The organism is Streptococcus cuniculi (assembly GCF_004570575.1).
In the GTDB taxonomy this organism is placed as follows: Bacteria; Bacillota; Bacilli; order Lactobacillales; family Streptococcaceae; genus Streptococcus; species Streptococcus cuniculi_A.
The window spans coordinates 1-22,279 of record NZ_SPPD01000012.1; the positions used below are offsets into that span (position 1 = coordinate 1).

General features: G+C 40.0%; 20 protein-coding genes and 4 pseudogenes. 7 read left to right on the top strand and 17 right to left on the bottom strand.

Going from position 1 to position 22,279, the window contains the following annotated elements:
- Positions 1–447: 447 nt before the first annotated feature.
- Positions 448–795 carry a flavodoxin gene (locus tag E4T82_RS08125; protein WP_209304578.1) on the bottom strand — a complete coding sequence of 116 codons (348 nt, stop codon included), beginning with the start codon at positions 793–795 and terminating at the stop codon, positions 448–450.
- Between the two features lie 229 nt (positions 796–1,024).
- On the opposite strand from E4T82_RS08125, the pseudogene E4T82_RS12665 reads away from it, so the two are divergent.
- From E4T82_RS12665 to E4T82_RS08150, 7 genes and pseudogenes are all read left to right on the top strand, one after another.
- Positions 1,025–1,354 (top strand): annotated as a pseudogene (locus E4T82_RS12665) (helix-turn-helix domain-containing protein); the annotation flags it as partial.
- Positions 1,340–1,734, top strand: a pseudogene (locus tag E4T82_RS08130) (S24 family peptidase); the annotation flags it as partial. The pseudogenes E4T82_RS12665 and E4T82_RS08130, both read left to right, overlap by 15 nt.
- Positions 1,735–1,736: 2 nt before the next feature.
- Positions 1,737–1,964, top strand: coding sequence for a hypothetical protein (locus E4T82_RS08135; protein WP_135182344.1), 228 nt, complete (start codon positions 1,737–1,739; stop codon positions 1,962–1,964).
- The gene (locus E4T82_RS13010) at positions 1,954–2,082 is read left to right on the top strand and encodes a hypothetical protein (RefSeq protein WP_014636309.1); all 129 of its coding nucleotides are present in this window, start codon (positions 1,954–1,956) and stop codon (positions 2,080–2,082) included. Before E4T82_RS08135 ends, E4T82_RS13010 begins: the two co-directional genes overlap by 11 nt.
- Positions 2,083–2,086: 4 nt before the next feature.
- On the top strand, positions 2,087–3,502 hold the full coding sequence (locus E4T82_RS08140) for a Y-family DNA polymerase (RefSeq protein ID WP_135182345.1): 1,416 nt from the start codon (positions 2,087–2,089) through the stop codon (positions 3,500–3,502).
- Positions 3,503–3,639: 137 nt separating this feature from the next.
- The gene (locus E4T82_RS08145) at positions 3,640–3,903 is read left to right on the top strand and encodes a GIY-YIG nuclease family protein (RefSeq protein ID WP_135182404.1); all 264 of its coding nucleotides are present in this window, start codon (positions 3,640–3,642) and stop codon (positions 3,901–3,903) included.
- A complete protein-coding gene (locus E4T82_RS08150; protein ID WP_135182403.1) occupies positions 3,893–4,261 on the top strand; it encodes a potassium channel family protein in 369 nt (122 codons plus the stop codon). The genes E4T82_RS08145 and E4T82_RS08150 overlap by 11 nt, the downstream gene beginning before the upstream one ends.
- Here E4T82_RS08150 and E4T82_RS08155 read toward each other — a convergent pair.
- The 16 genes and pseudogenes from E4T82_RS08155 to E4T82_RS08230 form a co-directional block, all read right to left on the bottom strand.
- Positions 4,258–5,472 carry a chloride channel protein gene (locus E4T82_RS08155; RefSeq protein ID WP_135182346.1) on the bottom strand — a complete coding sequence of 405 codons (1,215 nt, stop codon included), beginning with the start codon at positions 5,470–5,472 and terminating at the stop codon, positions 4,258–4,260. The genes E4T82_RS08150 and E4T82_RS08155 overlap by 4 nt on opposite strands.
- Positions 5,473–5,511: 39 nt before the next feature.
- Positions 5,512–6,024, bottom strand: a complete 513-nt coding sequence (locus E4T82_RS08160) for an HdeD family acid-resistance protein (RefSeq protein WP_135182347.1) — start codon at positions 6,022–6,024, stop codon at positions 5,512–5,514.
- Entirely contained in the window at positions 6,024–6,611 is a 588-nt protein-coding gene (locus tag E4T82_RS08165) for a TetR/AcrR family transcriptional regulator (RefSeq protein ID WP_322783542.1), read from the bottom strand. The genes E4T82_RS08160 and E4T82_RS08165 overlap by 1 nt, the downstream gene beginning before the upstream one ends.
- Before the next feature lie 267 nt (positions 6,612–6,878).
- Positions 6,879–7,953, bottom strand: a pseudogene (locus E4T82_RS13185) (recombinase family protein).
- A 499-nt stretch (positions 7,954–8,452) separates the two neighbouring features.
- Entirely contained in the window at positions 8,453–9,886 is a 1,434-nt protein-coding gene (locus E4T82_RS08175; protein WP_135182348.1) for a PIN domain-containing protein, read from the bottom strand.
- 31 nt (positions 9,887–9,917) lie between these two features.
- Entirely contained in the window at positions 9,918–10,268 is a 351-nt protein-coding gene (locus tag E4T82_RS08180) for a hypothetical protein (RefSeq protein WP_135182349.1), read from the bottom strand.
- 172 nt (positions 10,269–10,440) lie between these two features.
- On the bottom strand, positions 10,441–11,802 hold the full coding sequence (locus E4T82_RS08185) for a recombinase family protein (protein ID WP_245167495.1): 1,362 nt from the start codon (positions 11,800–11,802) through the stop codon (positions 10,441–10,443).
- Positions 11,690–12,931, bottom strand: a complete 1,242-nt coding sequence (locus E4T82_RS08190) for a recombinase family protein (RefSeq protein WP_135182350.1) — start codon at positions 12,929–12,931, stop codon at positions 11,690–11,692. The genes E4T82_RS08185 and E4T82_RS08190 overlap by 113 nt, the downstream gene beginning before the upstream one ends.
- Before the next feature lie 432 nt (positions 12,932–13,363).
- Complete coding sequence (locus E4T82_RS08195) at positions 13,364–13,507, bottom strand: putative holin-like toxin (protein ID WP_167753599.1); 144 nt, start codon at positions 13,505–13,507, stop codon at positions 13,364–13,366.
- A 131-nt stretch (positions 13,508–13,638) separates the two neighbouring features.
- Positions 13,639–14,547: pseudogene (locus E4T82_RS08200) on the bottom strand (LysM peptidoglycan-binding domain-containing protein); the annotation flags it as partial.
- Between the two features lies 1 nt (position 14,548).
- Complete coding sequence (locus tag E4T82_RS08205) at positions 14,549–14,953, bottom strand: phage holin family protein (RefSeq protein ID WP_135182353.1); 405 nt, start codon at positions 14,951–14,953, stop codon at positions 14,549–14,551.
- Positions 14,931–15,287 carry a hypothetical protein gene (locus tag E4T82_RS08210; protein ID WP_135182354.1) on the bottom strand — a complete coding sequence of 119 codons (357 nt, stop codon included), beginning with the start codon at positions 15,285–15,287 and terminating at the stop codon, positions 14,931–14,933. The genes E4T82_RS08205 and E4T82_RS08210 overlap by 23 nt, the downstream gene beginning before the upstream one ends.
- Before the next feature lie 5 nt (positions 15,288–15,292).
- Complete coding sequence (locus E4T82_RS08215) at positions 15,293–15,499, bottom strand: hypothetical protein (protein ID WP_135182355.1); 207 nt, start codon at positions 15,497–15,499, stop codon at positions 15,293–15,295.
- 12 nt (positions 15,500–15,511) lie between these two features.
- Entirely contained in the window at positions 15,512–18,433 is a 2,922-nt protein-coding gene (locus tag E4T82_RS08220; RefSeq protein ID WP_135182356.1) for a phage tail spike protein, read from the bottom strand.
- Positions 18,433–19,155, bottom strand: a complete 723-nt coding sequence (locus E4T82_RS08225) for a phage tail protein (RefSeq protein ID WP_135182357.1) — start codon at positions 19,153–19,155, stop codon at positions 18,433–18,435. The genes E4T82_RS08220 and E4T82_RS08225 overlap by 1 nt, the downstream gene beginning before the upstream one ends.
- The gene (locus tag E4T82_RS08230) at positions 19,152–22,271 is read right to left on the bottom strand and encodes a phage tail tape measure protein (protein WP_135182358.1); all 3,120 of its coding nucleotides are present in this window, start codon (positions 22,269–22,271) and stop codon (positions 19,152–19,154) included. The genes E4T82_RS08225 and E4T82_RS08230 overlap by 4 nt, the downstream gene beginning before the upstream one ends.
- Positions 22,272–22,279: the final 8 nt, after the last annotated feature.

Here is a 22,279-nt window from a genome sequence, read left to right on the forward strand (position 1 = left end):
TTTGAGAAGTGCCTATCCCTTGACTGCTCTTCCCTTACACAAACGAGTCGCTTATCCAATTATAAGTTTACGTGCTCAAAGTCACAGTTAGTTGTGCTTGATAGGAAGAGCTACACCTATAAAAATGTGAGGTAGTAGCTGAACTACTCACTTACTCTCCTCCCCGTGATTTGTAGTAGTAATAGGCCTTCTCTCTTTATATTATAGTCCAAAATAAAGCGCACAACACTTTTTCATTCAGTGTTGTGCCTTGAGTGAAACGAAAGGAATGATTTATAAAAATGGATTTGTCTTCTTGCCGTTCATACTCAACGCTGAAATGCAAAATGTCAATATAGAATTTCTTTGTTTGCTCCAAATTCACCACCGTCAATTCCGGTATTAAAGAATTAAACTTCATTCGATTATTCACCTCAACAAATCCCGATTTACATCATTAAAAATTACTCACACTTCTATATACTCCACAAAATTCTTCACTTCCATATCACTATGAACAATCTTTACATCCACAGATACCGCTCCGTCCACATATGGCTTTAACTTGTCCGCTGTCTTACCGATACCACTGCCTCCCGAAGTAGCACAAGCAACCACCTTTTTGCCTGTCCAGTCATATCCCTTGCAAAATGTATTTACCACATTCGGAGCACAGCCATACCATATTGCGTGTCCAAATTGATACAAATATTTCCCCAGTGCTATCGTTTTTACATTTACTGCAAACGCCCTAAAATAAACACTTTTCAGAATGGCAGATGCACCCAAGCATAGGCGGTTATCGCTGTATGTCATGCGCCGAACCTCCGAACGCTCCGAAAACATCACATAAAAATACAGGATAAATTATAGCACAAGCAGTGGCAAGTGTCAATAATATAAAGACACGCCATACGCATGAATGTAATTTCTGTAATTTATCAAAGTAAGTTCCACTTCCCTTTCCAAAGTGGAAGTTAGTCTAAAATGAATTTTTGTGGTAGAATTAAATCTGAGACGTTTGAGTTAGAAATGAGTTCCTACTATGACGAAACACAAACACCTTACTCTCTCAGACCGAAACGATATACAATTGGGATTAGATCGAAAGGAAACTTTCAAAGCAATCGCTCAGTCTATCCTAAAAGATCCTACAACAATCTCAAAAGAAGTCAAACGAAACAGACAAGTCAGAGAGTCTACCAGCGATGGACTCGTTTGTCCTCTATTAGAGAAAGCCCCATTTGTCTGTAATGCCTGTCCTAAGAGAAGACAAAACTGCGGATACAAGAAGATATTCTATCTAGCGAAACAGGCTCAAAAACAATATGAAAAAACGCTGGTAGAAGCCAGAGAAGGTACTCCTCTCTTCTCCGTACAAGTACTATCAGATGTTCAACTGTTTGCTGGTCTGGGAGAAGGATTCTTTGACGAGTTTGAAACTGAGACAGTTTACTCTGATGAGGAACAATACGGTTACGACATTGCAGTATGGATTGAGGGAGACTCTATGGGCCTGTCTATAAGAGTGGTGAAGTCGCACTTATTCGCTTGAATGGTTTCGACTACGACGGAGCTATTTATGCCGTAGCGTGGAATGATTCTGTCTATATCAAAAAGCTCTACCGTGATGAGGATGGATTTAGAATGTTTTCCCTGAATAAGGACTATCCTGAGAAGTTCATCCCTTATGAGGATGAACCAAGAATTGTTGGTCTAGTTGTGGGACACTTTATGCCTGTCGAGGGAGTGTAGTCATGAAATTAAAAGATATTTTAGAACTTGGAACGTTTGGTTTCAACACTGATTGTAAAGTTGAAATATTCAATATGGACAACTTTGAAGAGCGACTAGAGAATGGAGGATTCGATGAAATTCTTATTCCTCAAAATGAGGATGCAAAAATTTATCCTTACGCTTTTTTGATTGAGGATTCTATTTTAATTGCTATGACCGAGGAGGATGACAATACCAATGAATGTTAAAGAAATGATTTACATCAAAGACGAACGTATTATCTTCACCCCTGACAAATTTGAATACGACATCACTGACTATATCGGAGAACTTATCGAAGAGCTAGAAAAACTCAAACGGAGATAATTCTATGGGCTATATCGACTATTCTATTGAACCTCAAAGTGATATAGCCTTCCTCGATATGAAGTCCTTCTACGCTTCTGTAGAATGTGTGGATAGAGGTTTACATCCACTCTATACATCACTGTGCGTCATGATCCGTGCAGACAACTCGGCAGGATTGATTCTCGCTTCTTCTCCTATGTTTAAGAAAGTCTTCGGTAAAGCAAATGTAGGTCGTTCCTACGACTTGCCATTTGATATCAACACTCGAAAACTCAGCTATCAAAATGCATGGAAACAGGGAATTGAGGTAACACCAAAGTATAAATCGTTTATTGAACACTGGGCAAAGCGTACACTCATCGTTCCTCCTCGAATGGACAGATATATTGAGAAGAATCTAGAGATTCAGCATATCTTTCAAGACTATGCTGCTCCTGATGATATTCTGCCCTATTCAATCGATGAAGGCTTTATTGACCTGACAAGCTCACTTTCTTATTTTATTCCTGATAGTTCAATGTCTAGGAAAGATAAGTTGGATAATGTTTCTGCCTTGATTCAGAGAGATATTTACCGTAAAACAGGTATTATCTCAACTGTAGGAATGAGCAATTCCAATCCTCTTCTGGCTAAACTTGCTTTAGACAATGAAGCTAAAAAAACTGCTACAATGAGGGCTAACTGGTCCTGTGAGGATGTGGAAACTAAAGTCTGGGCAATACCAAACCTAACCGATTTTTGGGGGATTGGTAGTAAAACCGAGATTCATTTACAAAAACTTAGTATTCATTCAATCAAAGAGCTAGCCAATTACAATCCTGATATTCTCAAAAAAGAATTCGGTAAAGTCGGTGTTCAGCTATGGTTTCACGCAAACGGTGTTGATGAGAGCAATGTCCATGAACCCTATAAACCAAAATCACGAGGGTTGGGAAACTCACAAGTACTTCCTAGAGATTATAGAACCCAAAGGGAAATTGAAATCGTATTAGCTGAAATGGCTGATCAAGTTGCTAATCGACTGCGTTCAGCCCATAAGAAAGCAACTGTTGTTTCAATCCATATTGGCTATTCTAGGACTGAGATGAAAAAATCTATAAATGCTCAGAAAAAAATAGACCCCGCAAATCTCCCAAAAACAATGGTGAGCCGTGTACTTGAATTATTCCGAAAGAAATACACCTCTGGTGCAGTGAAACAAATCGGTGTCTCTTATAGTGGCTTCGTAGATGAAAGCTATACTCTGCTATCACTTTTTGATGATGTAGAACAAATTGAAAAAGAAAACAGACTTCAGACAGCAATTGATGTTGTCAGAGAACAGTATGGCTTTTTAGCCATACAAAAAGGAACCGTCCTAACTGAAGGTTCCAGAAATATTGAACGCAGTAAACTTATCGGCGGTCATTCCGCTGGTGGATTGGAGGGATTAAAATGATTGACCGTTCATACTTGCCATTTCAGTCAGCAAGAGAGTACCAGGATACTAAGATGGAAAAATGGATGGGCTTTTTCCTATCTGAGCTTACATCAGCACTCTCTGATGTTATAAACAAAGTAACGTACATATCAGATTTGTCACTAGACTTGTATGTTTTGGAATGTGCCGACGGGAGTCTTTATATTGGTTATACGACTGATGTGGAGAAGCGGTTTGCCACCCATAATCGTGGCAAAGGGGCTAAGTACACCCGTGCACGCTTGCCTGTCAGCCTGCTCTATCAGGAATCCTTTGCTAGTAAGCAGGAAGCTATGTCTGCCGAGGCCTTGTTTAAGAAACGCAATCGGCAGAGCAAATTAGATTATATTGCAGAAAGAAGAAAAAATGATTCAAAATAAGAAACAAATTCACCGCCTACGCATCATTTGGCAACTCTTGAGAGTAACTGGCTTCGCCACTTTCCTTACTTCCTTTTTTAGTTTTATCTTTCTATCAGCTGGCTTACTCCTCTGGTTAGAACCTGGCTTTACAAACTATGGGGACAGCTTATGGTATAGTTTTGTGACAGCAACGACTGTTGGTTATGGTGATTTGCTGGTCACAACGACGCTCGGTCGGATAATCAGTATTATTTTAGCCATTTATGGTATTCTCTTCTTAGGAAGTCTATCTGGCCTTGTGGTTAGCTACTACACCGAAGTCAGCAAACACTATTCCCTAGCCGTTAAAACTGACAAGAAAAAAACTGATTCTTAAAAATCAGTTTTTTCATTTTTTCTAAGCGACGATGCTAATTTTCGTCCAAATATCGTCAATCCAATCATCAGCAAAGAAAGTGGTAAGAGCTGGACAGGAAAGAATAAACTGATAAAGATACCTGCCAACCACTCCTTTTCGAGAAGAGCAATAGCCATGGATAAACTAACGACTAAAACGACAAATAAGTTATCCACTTGTGGAAAGACTTGCGCAACTGCAAACCCTTGTAAAAAGGCTGCAAAAGTTACCGGGAAAATGTCCCCACCAGTCCAACCCGACCACAAACAAATCTCTAAGAAAATCAGTTTAACAAAAGACAAAATCATTAAGCTTAAAACAGGTGTTTCCAACCCGAGTTCAACCATGGAATGTAGGCTATGTTGACCTGAAAATAGTAAGGTTGGTGCTAACACTGTTACCAGAAAGATAGCGGCCCCTCCAATACTAATCTTGATAGCTAAGGTCAGGTTGAAACGATTTAAACTGGCACGAATAACTCCTCTCAACCAAGCACAACACTTACCGATTGCAAATCCATATAAACAGAGCGGTAAAAAAAAGAGAATATCCATCAATGACCAATCAGTTTCCCCCAACTTGGTCACAAAAGAGGGTTGATCTGTCAATCTCATCATAAGCCAAAAAACCAGAAAACCATTTACAATCAATAAATTGCGTAATTTTTTCCCCGTTTGCTTTTGGCTACTTGGATAAGGCAAAAGATAAAACCTAGGATGAAAGAGATAGTTTACCCACATCCCTATCCTCTGTCCTCTCAACTGCTCCCAGTTGGCTTCCAGATAGCGTAGCTTATCCGCCTGCCAGATGGAATAAGCAATTACCGCTCCTAAAAGAGGCGCTTCTGGACCAACTCCTGCGCCTGATACCAAAATCACAAGCGCTAAGACAAGATTTTGCCAAGTATTATGATAGGATACCGTTTCATTTTTATCCAATTCATGAAGCAAATCATGGCTAGTCCTTGGCAAATTTCCCCACTTATTTTTAAGAAAAACAACCAAACAGGTTAATAGAACCAAGATCACTAGCGAATAGATCGTTCCAAAATGAAACTGATGGGGAAGACTCTCCCATAACAAATGACTTCCTAACTTCTCAGCCATGATAAAACTATAGGAAACAAACCCAATTATACTGCTGTAGAATAAACCTAATAAGGTCAAATAAATTTCTTTTTTTCCAAACATATTCCACCTACAAGAAAGAGGCTTTTTAGCCTCTTTTTATTAGTTAGTTTTAAAGAATTGAACAATAGCTGCAATGCCTTGATAAATAAAGACAAAAGCAATGGTGTAGCTGATGAAAAGTCCTGTCATCAATGGGTGCCCCATCATAATCAAGCCAGCGATTATTCCCAAGATTCCCATCCATACTAGTGGGGTTCCGATCGACTTGTCTGCCTTACGAACCTTGAAACCAACCAACAATTTTGTAATTCCATTTGTCAAGGCCCAGAATGAAATAATAAATGGCACAAAGGTTACCATTTCAATAAAGCTACCTGAGAATAAGGTAAGGGCTAGGATGAGGGTTACAATCCCTCCGAATAAATTCCATCCATACTTTTCTTCAGATTTGAAGTACTGCACAATCTCAGAGATTCCCTGAACTGCGAATACAAGAGCAAATATGAAGGTCATTGAAGCTAGACTAATAGCTGGGTTTACCAGAATACGAAATCCAGCAAATATAGCAAAAATACCTACAAGTAGTGACAACCATTTCCAATTTTTAGACATTATGTTTCTCCTTTTTTAGAGGGATCATCCTCTATTATTCCATAAATCATCATCTCCAAAACGTGTGATAATTGTTGTTCATATCCCGAAACCAAGTTTGTCAAGCTATTGTCTGACGAAACGGTTAGATAGTAAGAACGAAACATATCCTGTATCAATCTTAGATAAGCCGTGGCCTGCTTCTCATCGATATGATCCTTTAGTTTAGATTCTGATAGTAATTTTTGACAAACCTGTTCATTCAAGTTCAAAAAGACTTCCTTTTGAGGAGCAATCTCCGCCTCTAATTCTTCCGGTGTCGCAATCATTGCTTCAAAGAAAATGTGACTATGTTCTGGGAATTGCTGATAAAATTGGTGACGTCTTTCCATATAATCAACCAGGGAGGGCACCTGCCCTTCCTCCCCCAAAAACACGGTCAAAGCTTTTTCAAAACTTTCCTGAACACATGCCAGATAGAGATCCGACTTCCCTGAGAAATTATGATACAAAACTCCTTTAGAAATCCCATCTACCTTGCAAAGTTCATTGATGACAAATCCTTTATAGCCTTTTGAGGCAAATTCGCTCAGGGCTGTGGCAATGATTTTTTCTCTGCGAAGTCTTGTTGTTTATTCTTTTCTCATAGTCTTCCCTCCGATTTATAATTATAGACCACTTAATCTATAATGTCAACTTTAAATTTTATATGCAACAAAAATGAGAGTGGGACTGTAAAAGCTGATAACATCAGCGAATTTGAGCCCACTCAATCACTGCGTCAAGTTTAACTATCCCAATTTGTAAAATTAAGCTAGACAGAAAATGCCATCTGTGTTAGGCTCAGATAAACTACCACATTTGTCTGAAAGGAACTAACATAAATGACCTATCTTCTTCCAGGAAGAATCAAGCACAATAAAATCCCTCAATATACCTGATTTGATGCGTTTGATGAAGAACTTAGGTGCCTTAAGTCGTTGTGTAGATTTCGAATGTCTTCTTGGTTGAGTTAATAACTCTTGCACTAAGTACCACTTCGCTTCAGGTATGATTGAAGGGATACCATTTTTTTAATTATTCTTCCGACTCTTGTGTCTGAAACAGTCAACCGTGAACGTCTTCTGCATAATGATTTCACCCTTATACTTCTCATTTCTGAGAATGTTATAGACCGATAAATTTGACCAGATATCCCGACCAGTAGCTGTTGGGATACCATTTTTCATCAACTCACCAGCAATATCCTTTGCAGACATACCACTGATGTATGAGTCATAGATAAAGCGTACAATCTTAGCCTCGGTTTCATCAATCACAATTCTACCGTACTTATCCTTTGTATAGCCAAGCAAATAATGAGTAGGCATAATTGGGATACCACGCTTGAAGCGTTCAATGATTGATCAAGTTATAGATGCACTCTTTTGCTCACTCTCCCCTTGAGCCACAATCGCCATAATACCCAAGATAAACTCGCTGTCGGTATCTAGGGTATTAAGGTTGATATCTTCAATGATATGCCCACAGGATTAGCCAGACCTTTAAGTTCACGGCAGATACCAATGAAATCAAGCTGATTCCTAGCAAAACGACTCACGCTCTTGACGATAATCAAATCTATCTTACCAGCCCGACAGTCCTCAAGCATCCTCTTGAACTGCTCCCTACGCTTGATAGAGGTTCCCGATGCTCCCTAATCAGCATAGATACCCGCCATCACCCATGCTGGATTCGCATTAATTTTCTTGGTATAGGACTGCTTTTGCAATTCAAAACTAACTGACTGAGATTCATCAAACGTACTAACACGGCAGTATGCAGCTACTTTTAGCTTCTTTGAGGTAACACTCTCTTTGCTGGAATAACTTCAACAATACGCTCTGATTCAAAAGCTTGACGAATCTTCTCTTGTTGTCGAGTTGGTATTTGGTTCTTCCTTCTTACCATGTGGCTTTACCTCCTTTCTAGAAATCTACTCTTTAATTGTACTTAAGAAATAGGATTGAAGCAGATATATAGCAGAAAAGCACCAACTTTTTGGTGCCTTATCTACAAGTATCAAATCCAATAATTGTATCAATTTCTATACTCTTACTTCAATCTACCATTCTGGCGATATTAGAGGTGGGTACGTTTCTATTCCCCTAAACACCTTGTCAATGGAAATAAACACATACCCACAGGGTAAATGGAAATAGAATTGGATAATTTCTAGCTATCACTTCTAATCACTCCAAAAAATTACTCACTCTGATACTTCCCCGCCATAAAGCAAAAAGCCTTGATACCAAGGCTTTTTACTATCCCTTTCGTTCAAAGGTTTCTAGGCTTTTACGAGCAGTGCAACACACTCCACGTGTGCTGAGAGCTTTCTTCTATACTAATAGACGAAAGAGAGTGAAAGTAATTTTAGAATGATACTGTGGAACGGAATCAAATAATATACTTAATAATAGCTGTAATCCAAAGTACTCACTTCGCCTCCCTTACAACTAGCTTCACAATTGTCAATCATCAAATAAGGATACTCAGTTACAATAAATTCTCCTTCAAAATCATTTCCACAATAAGAACAGTTTTCATTAAAATAGTAAGTATGTTGAACCAAATCTCCCATATTTCCTTCCCAACTAGCTGTAACTTCAAAGTCTCTACTTGTGGGACTATCAAAATTCGATTCTTTTTTACAATTTTCACACAAAATTGTAAATTCAGATAAATCAGGTTGCAAAGACGGCACATACTCACCCGAATATACATATCTTGGCTCAGATCGCTTTCTCAATGTTTTTTTATATAGAACTATCTTTTCTACATTTGACTCAATTATATCAAAATTTTCATGATTTTCTTCTACTTTCATATTAAGTAGAACAGTGGTAATATGCTCCTCGTCAACAGTCTGACTCTCATTATAATATCCATTATCTACAATACCTGTTAATGATATTCGATACTTGTAACTTATAGATAAATTTGCCCTCATACCATCAATTCTAATAATATTAATTTTAGGTTCCTTATCAATAATCTTAAAAGTATTTATACAGATTTCATTGTAATCATATCCATGATGGTAACCCTTTTTATCTAAATCTCTTCCATCAACCACAATATCCTCTTTTTCCAGAATATATTTCTCAACAAAACTACATTTAAATTTACTAAGTTTATCATTAACTATATGTGAAAAATCATTCTCTGAAACAAAAGAATAAAAAGACTGATACTTTTCTTCTCTCTGGGACAATAAATCAAAGAATTTTTTATAATCGTCATAAATAATTATCTCTCTATCAATCTTTGACATTACTCCTTCTCTGAAGCCGACATCAGCTGAAACAATTATAACTTGACTCTCACTATTCTCTGCCTCCCCCGAAACAATCTGCTTTATATTCTGAATTAAAAAGGCATCTTTAAATTCATATTTTTTATTTCCCGAAAATGGAGCATTCCCATCAAAAAAATCTTGCAATACTTCTGAAGTATTATACGAAAATTCCTCATTATCTAAATCAAAATATTTTGCTTCAGTAAAATGTAAAAGAAAATCCTTTAATTCAGTAATTTTACTATCTATAAAATCGTCCGCATTAAATTGACTAATATCCAATTTATCTGAATAAGTTCCAAATTTGTTCCTTTCTAGAGATTCCATTACCGCTTCTACTTCCTTGATTTGGATTTCTGTAGCTTTTCTCAACTGATTGAGTATTTCATGATATAGCACAGGAACAACCAAAATAGTTAAATTAGGAAATTTAATTTTCAATTCCATCAATCTAACATAAAACTCATTTTGAAAATTAAATCCCGTATTTCGAAAAATGTTTGTATCAAAGAAAACTAGTATTTTATCACTTATAATATTTTTCATCAATATTCTCCTCTATCATCTCAATAGTATATCATAGTAGATAATCTTCAAAATTACGTTCTGCCATTCTATAAGCCTGCTCAAAATCTAAAATATCAGGATCATATAAATAGTAATTCCAACCAAGATGAAAATCTGTATGTCCAATATATCTTCTATAATCATTTTCTTCATACTCATCAACAATTTCCTCTCCTTCTAAGAAGAGCTCACTAAGTGCAAAGTGTCCGTGCTCTATTAATTGTGAGGTGACTAAACCACCACAATCCCCTTCAAAAATAATTCCATCTTCTTTCAATTTGAACTTTAAATTCTCAAATTCGTCAGATTTCTCAAATTTTTGCTTAATACCTGCTGCAGTTGTGTACCACTCTTTACACATAAAACCACCTCACTTCTATAAAAAATACTATTTAATTTCTTTGAGACCTAGAATACATCAATAAATCAATCTGAGTTTTCATAACACACCACATACTTACTTTAAAATAAGTATACCACAAAAACACAAAAAAGGCTGTAAAACAATAGTGATAACTACCGTCTTACAGCCTCTATAACTCTACTTCAGTTCCTTCGAGGAAAACTACCATAATCTGCCCATCTTCTGAAATGCTGATGTGATCGAGAACCTGGTTCATAACATTTCCCTCAAACTGCTCTAGATCCAATAACTGATATGTCTGCTTGGCATAGTGCTTATGAAGAAGATTTGCTCCATTCTCTAGGCTTTGCCGCTTATCCAGTACATCATCTTTATGCTCCCGAAGTAATTCAACTGCCTTCATAAAGGCTTTCTCAAGCATTCCTTCGTCAATATGGTTATTCTGACAACCAATCTGTCCTTTGACCTTGTAGCGGTTGTTACACTGCCAAACCTTACGTTTACCTCGACTTGTTGTCCAGTTCTTTCTACCAAAGGCTGACCCACATTCCTCACAAAATACTTTGGTGACAAAAGGATTATCTTCACCTTGCATGATGTAAAACTTGAGCCGGTGTTCTTTTCGGTAGGATTTTCGTCTAGCTATTTCTAATTGAACCGTCTCCCACAATTCCGAATCAATAATCGCATCATGACTATTTTCCACATAATATTGATTAACTTGACCATCATTTTGAACTCGTTTCTTAGTCAGAAAATCAACTGTAAAAGTCTTTTGCAATAAGGCATCACCCTTGTACTTTTCATTTTGAAGCATTTTCTGTATAGCACTTGGATACCAATTTGCCTTTCCTGTCCAACCAGGTATTTCATTGTCATTCAAATACTTAGCTATGGATTCAGGACTATACCCCTCTAAGAATTTCTCGTATATGAATTTAACAGTTTCAGCTTGCTGAGGGTTAACGATAAGCTTACCATTCTCATCCTTGTCATATCCCATGAACTTGGTCGTGTTCACACGAACCTCACCACGTTCAAACTTCTTGCGAATTCCCCACGTCGCATTCTCTGAAATAGAGCGTGACTCGTCTTGGGCAAGGGAGGATAAAATGGTTAAAAGTACCTCTCCTTTAGAATCAAGGCTATCAATATTTTCTTTCTCAAAGGTAACACCGATACCCAGTTCTTTTAACTCACGGACATATTTGATACAGTCTAGTGTGTTTCTGGCAAATCGACTGATTGACTTGACCAAAATCCTATCCACCTTACCTGCCCTACAATCTTGTATCAGTCTGTTGAAGGCACCCCGTTTTTTAGTGTTGGTTGCTGAGATGCCCTCATCCGCATAAATGTCAACCAACTCATAGTCTTCATGTTTTGAGATATAGTCACGGTAGTAATTGACTTGATTCTCATAGCTTGATAGCTGTTCGTCTTGGTCGGTGGATACCCGACAATAAGCAGCTACCTTGATTTTCTTCCTGACCTGATGAAGAACACTGGTCTGTACTTTCTTGGCCGGAATAACTGTAATATTTTTTCCCATCTTTATTCCTTTCTATCACTGTAACAGGCGAGGCAATCGTCCAATTTGAAATGTCAACTTCTGGTACTCGCATCCCTTGACACGCTACCTTTCCCTCTTTTATGTACTTAGAACAGCACCAAACAATCTTTTTCTTATAAGAAACCTGTCTCTTTAGAGTCGAGCCACAATGCTGACACTTTAACAACCCAGTAAATCTATAGGTTTTGTTCCTACCTTGTTGCCATTTTCTACTACTTAATTTATCTTGGACTGCTTGCCAGTCCGCCTTCGAAATAATGGCTTCATGATTATCTTCTATCAAGTATTGTTCAAGTTGGCCTTTGTTCAATTTTTTAGGACCATTCACTCCATCATGAAAATACTTCTGCAGTAAGACCGACCCTTTGTATTTTTCATTGCTTAACATGTGACGTATGGTGGTATCATGCCATTTAGCACCCGTAACAGTCGCAACTCCTTGTTCATTTAACTGTTTGGCAATGCGATGTGTACCATTTCCTTCAAGATATAATGAGAATATTTCTCTCACTATTAGAGCTTCTTCTGGATTGACAATCAACGATCCATTCTCGTCGACATCATAACCTAGGAAACGTTTGGTGTTAATGACTAGTTCACCTCGTTGAAATTTCTTCTGAAAAGCCCACCGCTGGTTCCCACTCATACTCCTCAATTCATCCTCCGCAATACTAGCTAAGACTGAAAGCATCACTTCACCTTCACTTGAAAGAGTGTGGATATGTTGTTCCTCAAAGAATATGTCTATTCCTATCGCCTTCAGTTCACGACTTATTTCAAGAACAGTAACTGTATTTCTGGCAAAGCGAGCAATGGATTTGGTATGAATAACATCAATCTTACCTGCACGGCAATCCTCTAGCATGGCTTGAAAACGGGGACGTTTATCCTTAGAGCCTGAGATACCTCGGTCATAATACACACCTATGAACTCAATATCTTCTCTATTCGAATACAGGTTTTCAAAATACTGTTTCTGATTTTCTAACGAATCTAACTGACTTCCATTCGTTGTTGAAACTCGAATATAGGCACAGACTCGTTTTTTACACACTTTTTTATTAACACTAATCTTCTTTACGGTCATTTACGCTTCCTTTCTATGTAATGGCACACTATATATCACTCTAAAAGGAGGATTAGTCAAGTTATCAGACCAACTATCTCAACCTTAACGTTTTATGCCGATAGTCATTGGAATACAAATGATTCCTTCTATCTACTAGGTACAGTTTTAAGGGATTTAGTCCAAATCGTTGGAAATTTTCTCCCTTTACCTTACTAGGTAATTGTTAGAGATGTTTTTCCGCACTTTTTGAGAAAAAGTATAAAAAGAAAAAGCCCAACATGTCGTCAGGCTGAAAAATACACTAGATAATTTGAAATTTTCGTGGAGTATGGTATAATAAGTATAGAAAAGGAGCTGAGCTACCAACTAAACTCCAACGTAGAACCGTCTAAGACGGTGGCTCGTTTATAAGCTAATAGAAATAGCCGTTACTCGCCAAAGTATTGACGGCTATTTCTTTTTGTCCTTATCTTTGAAGATTTTATAGCACAAGCCAATCAAAGCAATGGTAAAGCTACCAAAGCCTAGAATCGTCTGCACGACTTCAAAAGCGGTCAAAAAGCGCTCCCTCCTTTCCGTCAGATTTTGATGAATTGCCCAGTAGGGAGAGTCTATCCCCAGACTCTCCCTACACCTCTCTTTCGGTTTCAGGAGCCACCGTCTTCACTTTTCTACAAATAGTATTATACCATGAAAGCTGCCTATTCGGTAGCTTATTTTAATGTTAACTTCTGACCTACAGAAATGAGACTCGGATTTTTGATCTCATTCAATCGAACCAAATCTTTTAAGTTTGTTTTAAACTTCCTGGAAATACCATATAACGTATCTCCCTTTTGAACCGTATAAGTCTTTTCACTATGACCATTGGTGGTGCCTTTGACATCCTGCTCCAAGACCCATGAATGGATACCTTCAAGTAGATAGGCTTTCTTACTGTTCGATTGTTTCACATCCTTCACACGAATAATCTTAAAAGTTTTACCTTTTACCCATGCCGAAATTCCTTGCCCCGTCTGGTAATGCGTCGCATGCTTTTGAACAACCACAGAATCACCAACGTGATAGGAAGCAACCCCTGATTGAGGAGTGTTGGGACTGGGAGAAGCTGCTTGAGATTGCCCAGTGATGGCTTGTACAAACTCACGAGCCATGGCATCTTTATGGTGTTCATAGATAGCCATATCGCTGTTGTTATCAATAAAGGCAATTTCAACTAAGCGATAGTTATACCCACGGCTTGCTGCGACATTGGCATTGTAGAGCCACTCTACTTTCTTGAACCCTCGATTCGTAAAGCGACGTGCGAGCACATGAAGGAGTTTCTGATCCAACTCATCTGGATTGTACCCTGCATAAAGTAATACCTCTGCTCCTTTGGCTTGCCCATTGAAGGCATTGAAATGAAGTTTTGTTATCGTCTCATAGCCTTTTCCAAGACTAGCTAAACTACGATAGTCGTAAACATTTTGGTCCGTGATGTAATCAATCTGATGACCAGAGTATCGTTTCATCAATGACGCAAACTCACGTACCTTTCCTGCTTCTGTAACGCCAAGTGAGCTATTGGTCGCTCCTGGATCATACCCACTGGGACCTTGTCCATGTCCACAAATAATGAGATGTTTTCCCATATTAATCTCCTTCCTTCTCCGTGAATTGTTTTAAGAGTGTTTGCAGTTTCTCGGGAATAGGTAAACCGATTCGTACCGCATTTTCTAAAATACTCACGCCTTCGTTGCTCAAGTAAAAGAAAATCACCATAGTGCGAATCGCCCCACCCTGCTGGATAATGGCTGTATCAATCAGATGCCCGATTGCCACCAAACACAAAATGACAGTCTTCTTAAAGATCCCCTTGAACCCAATACTGCTGGACAGCTGCTTTTCAACGACCGCCGCAAAGATGCCTGTCAGATAGTCCATCACAATGAAGACAAGGAGGGTATATAAGATACCGTCCACCTCTCCAAAGAGACTGCCAATCAGTCCTCCAATCACAGAGAATAAAATCTTATTAAGCGTTACTAATTCTTTCATCTGCTACCTCACTTTCTGTTGTTTCCCTAGGATCTGACCAGTCTGGTTGACCGTTCTCATCAAACCGCATCAGATAAAAACAATCTTGGAAAAGCTCAGAGATATTCAAGGTTAATGTGGTGCTTCCCCACTGATTAAATGCCCAAACCGTTTCTGTTGTAACCAACTGTCGCTTGCCATTTTTAATGGCAGGCCGTTTGATTTCTTCTAGGTACATGTAAAAATCCTGCTCTGCTGTTTTACAGCGAATAAACTCGCCATTTTTTCGCATGTAAGATAGGGCGCATTCTAAATCAAATGGTTCTGTTACGTTATCAATATTGAGGAGTGCCATAAAATCTATTCTCCTTTCCCTTCTTCAGGTTTTGTCTGAACTTCTAACAGTTCCGTTAATTCCTGATTTTCTTTACGCAATAAGCTAAGTTCTTCATCTCTTTCCACCAGTTGGATGGCAATGAGGTTCTTAGCAGTCATTTGGTCAGAGAGCTTTGTGACAAGCTCCTGAATGGTTAGTTTTAATGATTGGTTGATTTGTTCTAGATTCATTTTTGAACTCCTTTATTTAATCGTATCCCATGTCAAAAGCACATCCCCTCGACCTGTGATATTCACTAAGTGTTTAAAATTATGATTGAATTGATGAAGGACATCTTTTAAGCTGACGTAGTTCGTCCCACTTCGAAAAAGACGGATATCTCCAATGTTTAGAACAGAACTTGGTCTGTCAGAACTGTCATAGGCATCGATACTGAGGCGCTTAGGCAAGGTCATAATCGACCAGCCGTCTGGATTAGTATAAGGGGAACTGGCTAATCTCACCTTATCTCCCACAATATCAATCTGGTCATTATTAGCACCATTCCATGCCCTTATTCCGACAAAACCACCGTCATTGGTGTTCCAATTGTTCCATCTATTAGAGCCGATAACCGTCACTCCGCAGGGTTTGCCGTTGGAGGTTCCCGTCTCAAAGGAAACCCACTGATGGGGATAGCCTGTCACTTCCCGAGAGATGGAGGGGGAGTTGGTGAAAAACTTGATGTTTCCTTGAGTTAGGTTAATCTTCATAGCACCATTGGTCGCAGTTAACACCCCGCCAGCTATTTTATTGGCAGAGAGGGTCACCGCCTGCACTTGCGTAATAAAGGCAGACTTGGCAAACAACTGTCTCAGATAGGCATCATTAGCTGTCAACTTATGAAAGAAAGCTTGGTCAACCTTTAGCTTATCTGCTGTAATCGCTTCTGCACCAATTCGAGTAGCTGAAATAATACCAGACGTAATCTTTCCTGCATCCAGACTGGCTATCTTCTCACTTGCAATAACCCCATCCTGAATATAGGTGGTACCTGTTATTTGGACGAGTTTCCCATCTATTTTGACAGTCCCATCCTTATTGAGATTGAGTTGACTCAATACCGTCCCTCTACTAGTCAAATTTCGTACTGCCCACGAACCTGCAAGGGTTGAAACCTGCGTTTGAATGGCAGTTACTGTCGCAGTGGTTGCGCGACTTGTTTCTAGATTGCCAACTCGTGTCACAATTCCATTAGCCGTTTGAACTACTTGACTGATTTGATTGGTATGATCCCCAATCGTTCGAGTATGGCCAGTGACAGTATCTTTAACTTCCTGAAAGGTGGTCACGGTCGCATAATGTTTGAGTTTACTGTCGACATCAGTACTCGTCAACCGTTTGGTGATTTCACCTGCCTGCATTCGTATGGTTGTCTCAGCACTTGAGATACGACCTGTCAAAGAGTCATAGTCTATTTTCGCTACCGAAGACTGAATACCATCCATTGCGACCCTCAACTCGGCCTTGGTTTGCACAATGAGACTCTGATTTGAACTAGCCTGTAACAAGGCACTATCTGCCACCATTTTTACCCCATCCACATAGAGCTGTTCTGCCTTCAAGGCAATGGCGGACTGGTTTTGATTGATTGAAGTAGCCTGACTATCAACCCTCCTTTTCAGGTTGGCAAAGGTTGTCTGAGAAACCTTACTTGAGACCTCACCAACCAGTTGCTGTATCTGGGTTTCTGCTTGGCTCAGTTTACCAGCCGATTCGGTTACCCGAGTGGAGAGCTGTTCCAGCCCATTAACTGTCTGCGTAATTGAGTTCTCAGCCGTACTGATTCGCTGTTTAGCTTCTGTTGCTAGGTCGGTGTTTGCCCCAGCCTTTGCCAATAAGTCACGAATTGTGCGATTATTCTCCTCTTCCTGTTGCCGCATCTGTTGTTGAAGGGCAGAAAGTTCACCATCAATCCCAGCCTTTAGTTGATCCGCATAGACCTCTCCATGACTTTGAGCCTGTTCGATGGCGTCGTCAATCGCTACTTTTCGTTTCTCAAATTCTGCTTCAATGGCTCTATTGGCATTTTCAATCGCACGATCAATAGCCACATCTTCACTCCGCTTGTTCCCATCAATGAGATTACTTGCCAAAGTGGATAAGCTACCGCTGGATGGGCTAGAGGCAACACCTGCCTGATCATCAAAGGTAATGGCACGATAACTCTTCGCCAATGGGTCATAGTCATAGGCGACGGCTTTCTTCTTCATGTCAATCTCATGTAACTTGCTTTTTAAAGTGACGGTATCGCCTAGATGAACGGATTGACCATCCAACTCAAAGGCCCCAATGACGATGGCATCTTTCGGCTTATCAATCCCCTCCAAGCGAAATTTAGCGCTTGCCCACTCTATCAACTCCTGTCTGGTTTTCAGGTTGTTATTGGTATAGGTCACTTCATTGATGAAAGGATACTGCGTAATCAATGGACTATCCACCGTCACCTGAAGCACGGTTTCTTCGTCTTGACTTTCCTGTTTGAAGGGTGAAGTGGCATGGATGCGAGTAATAATCTGTGAACTTTCTTTTGTTCTCTGATACTTTTTCAAATTATAGTGTGTTGAGATCACCACACCACGGTCTTGTCCTCGCTCAGCTCTAATGGAAAGAGCAAGATTGTCTCTAACAAGCTCACCTTCCCACGTACCAACAATGGAATGTTTCCCATCAAGCAAGGCGGAATAAAGCGTCTGTTCCTTATCAGCTGTGTAAGTTCTGTTCTTGACAATGTCACTGGTAAAGGAAAAATCTCCCAATGGTGACTTGCTTGCCATGACCATGCTAGATAGAGCTGTCGCACACGATACTTGTTCACACCTAAAAGGTGATACCAACCTCGTCATGATGTCATCTGAAATGTGATAAGCTATCACCTCAAGACTGGTATCGCCTTCAATGACTTTCTTTATCCGAAACAATTGGTGTCCCAATACTGGAGTTGGACTACAAATGAGGTAGTCCTCTTTAAGATTATGATACAAACCACTATCCGTGATGGGATAAGTAAAGGTCAGGACAAAATCACCATTCAAGGTTTCTTTGACACTCGCCTGACTAGTCTCAGGGAGTGGTTGCCCATGCCATTTTGCCGTTCGAACAGTTTTGTCTAATAAAGATAACACTAAGCCCACCCCCAATTCGTCTCAATCGTTAATGATGTGATACCTGGACCAAGGACCACTCCAACTATGTCATTTCTGCCTGCATCAATAGAAATAAAATCGCCCGCCCATTTGATAAGCTGACCTCTTTGTGTCCTAAAACGTGGCTGACTTGGATTGTTGTCCATAATGAGTGTTTCCTGTAATCGCTCCAAGCGGATGACATCATCTCCAATCGTAAAGCTCGTTTCACTACTTGAGTTGCCGCTTATGGTAATTTTTGGAAAAGCAATGGCTGAACCGTGACATCGTAATGTGCTGCTAGTTCTAAACACCTGTATGTTTGTCGTTTTGAACCACTTGGTCGGGTGACAAGAAAAGGTAACCTTGGTTTCATACACACCCAGCTTATCCTTCTGAACTGGAGTATGGTGAACCTTGTAGCACCAAAAGCGTATGGTCGTAAAACTAGCATTCTCAAGCCAAAATCCCTCCTTCAAAAATAGCTTCAAAAAGGCAAATAGCTGTTCTTCACTTGGTTTAACAAGATAGAGGGTGTAGCTCAGTTCCATGACACTTCTGCGAGGATTGGTTTGAAGAACTGCTCCTGACAAGCCTTGGTGTTCTATCAATTGTGTCTTGCTTTCACTCACTGTAACAGAAGGGCTATCTTCCACGATTACCTTAAATGGAAAACTAGCCGTGGACACTCCACTAATGGTTAATGCATTCTGTCGAATCATGGTTTCACTCCTCTCAATCCTTGTTGTCGTTCTAACTCATACACTAGTTTTTCTCCAACCATCTCCGCTAGACGGTGAAGGTCTACCTCTTCTCTCACCGTATTTCCTGTAATGGTAATGTGAATGGTTGGTAGGTTACTTATCATGGTATTTGCGATTCCTCGACCAATTGCACCAAGCGTCTGTTCATTCAAAGGCAATACTGCTTCACGTCCAGCCTCACCACCAACCATGAGACTATTGCCATTCATCCCAAAGGCGGTTGGCTTGGTTAAAATCCCTCCTTTGGCATACCAATCAATGCCGATACTGGGAATGTTTCCCTTGAGCCAGTCTAGGGGATTTGCGGAACCACTCACTCGAAAGTGAGGAAGAGGAATATGCGGCCATCTGATTTGGAAGTTAAAGAGATTTTTAATCGCATTAATAGCTGAACTAACTGCATCTCTTGCCCCATTAATGGCATTGCGGATGCTATTTTTGATACCATTCCAAATAGAAGATACGGTACTCGAAATACCGTTTAAAATACCAGAAATGGTAGCCTTAATATTATTCCAAGCCGAAGAAACCGTTCCACTAATTCCCGATAAAATTGAGCTAATAAAGGATTGAATACTACTCCAAATAGACGAGATAATACCCTGAATCGTAGACATAAGATTGGATATCGTCCCTCTGATTCCATTCCACGCATTGGAAATCAACTGTGAAATGGTACTTAGCACAATTGAAATGAATGATTTGATCGCCTCCCATGCCATAGATAAAACCTGCTTGATGGTTTCCCAAGCTCCTGACCAATCACCAGTTATGACCTGCATCACTGCTTTGATAATTCCTAGAACCACATTGATAGCTGTTTCGACCACTATCTTGATCATTTCCCAAGCGGTTGTGATGATGAGTTTGATATGTTCCCAACTAGCTTGAATCAATGGTCCAAGAATAGTCAGAACTGTTGTGATGACCATTGAAATGGCATTCCATACGGTATTTGCGGCATCGAGGATCAGTTGTTGATTTTCACTCCACCAAGTAGTGAGTGTTCCCCAAATGGACATGATAAAACGGGAAACTTCTTGAATGACGGTTGAGATAAAGCTGGAGATAGCTGTCCATATTTCCATGACAGCCGTCCGAAAGCCTTCGTGATGTTGCCAGAGTTGTTGAATCCCAACAACCAGTAAGGCAATAACGGCAATGATACCAAGAATAATACCAACAATCGGAGCTGCTGCAGTTAGTAAACCGACAATCGTTGTCCCCATTGCCACAGCGGCAGCTTGCAGGGCAAGAAAAACAGGGAGTAATAACCCAAAGCCAGCAACCAAAAGACCAACAATGACCATAAACTGTTTCACAGGCTCTGATAGTCCAGAAAACCATGTCGCTACCTCTTGCAATAGCTCCGCTAGCACCTGAAGGATTGGGGCAAGCGTTGAAGCAATGGCGTCACCTATTTCTGCCATGGCCAATTTGGCACTGTTTTGTGCTGTTGTGAACTGGTCAATGGGATCAAGCGTCCCTTCATAGGTTTGAGTAACGATACCTGCAGCTTTTTCTGCTGTTCCTGCTAGGGCTTCAAATGTTAAGGCTCCTCGTTTAATGGCATCAACCATTCGTGGGGCAGCTTTACTGCCAAATACCTCTGATGCCAATGACAGGGCTTCTGTTTCACTGGTGGATTGTTTGATTTGTTCTACCGTTCCAGCCAAACCATCTTTCAGAGTCAAGCCATCTTTGGCATAACCTACTGCTGCTTTTGATAATGAAGAGAGAGCCGCAGATGAATCCACACCTGCTTTCTCAAACCGACCCATCAAAGTGACACCCTCATCAAAGGAAAGTCCGAGTGCTTTGATTTGTGGTGCTCCAGCTACTGCCTTGTCCATCAACTCTTGAACACCGACACCAGTTGCCTGACTGGTGTACGTAACCGTATCTAAAACACGTGATAAGTCAGTCGCTTTAAGCCCATAGGCTTCAATCGCTTGTTTAGCAGAAATCGCAGAGCTTGTCACATCACTCCCGTTGATTTCAGAGAATTGAATCAACTGGCTCGATGCACTTTTTAAGGCATCTCCTGTTAGGCCAAATTGCGTATTCAACTCCCCTACGGCACTACCTGCAGTCTGAAAATCTGTTGGAATCTTCGTCGCAAGAGCCTTTGCGATGTCTGTCATCTCGTCAAGGGCTGATCCAGTCGCTCCAGTCTTTGTGACAATAATGTCCATTCCCTCATCAACCTCTAAAAAGGCATCCAAGGTCTGTCCACCAAAGTCAATCAACTTCTGGGACAACTCTCCCAATTGTTCCCCAAATTCCATGAGTAGGTCAGCTTTAAGAAGGTTATTGGTTTCTGATAGGCTTTCTTGGACAGAATGAGAACTAGAAGCCATTTCCTCCATTTCATGTTGGAGATGGTTATAGGCTGTTTTTGTTTCGTTGAGTGTTTTCTCAAGTTTATTAGCTTCAACAGAGTTCTCACCATATTCATCCTTGGTAAGAGACAGTTGTTGCTCAAGATTATGAATTTGTCTTTCAAGGATTTCTGAATACGAAGTAATCTTTTTCTGCGCCAATGCCAATTTATCCGATTCACTGGCAGACGATTCTAATGCAGACTCTTGTAACTTGAAGGAACTGTTGAGTTTCTCACTCTCTGACACCAACTGAGCTTGTTCACTTTGAAGACTATTCAGTTTTGATTGATTCGTATTAACCTGCGCTCCGTTTTCTGAGAGAGCTTTGGTCACACTTTCTAGCTTTGATTCATAACTCTTCAGGACAGTTTGTGTACTTTCCACCTCACGTTGAAAGGCACGGTACTGATCTGCACCAATGTTTCCAGCCTTGAACTGGGCTTCAACGTGAGATTGAGCCTGGCGAAGCGTGGCTAGTTTTTCTTTGATGGTTTCAACTTGTTTAGCTAAGACTTCCTGCTTTTGAGTTAGGAGGGTAACATTACCTGTATCAAATTTCAAAGCCTTATCGATTTGACGTAGTTCTTTGGTGGCTTCGCTGGACGCCTTGTTCACACCCTTTAGGGCCTGTTGTAAGGGCTGGGTATCGCCACCGATTTCAATCGTAATTCCCTTGATGTTTCCGGCCATAATCCCTC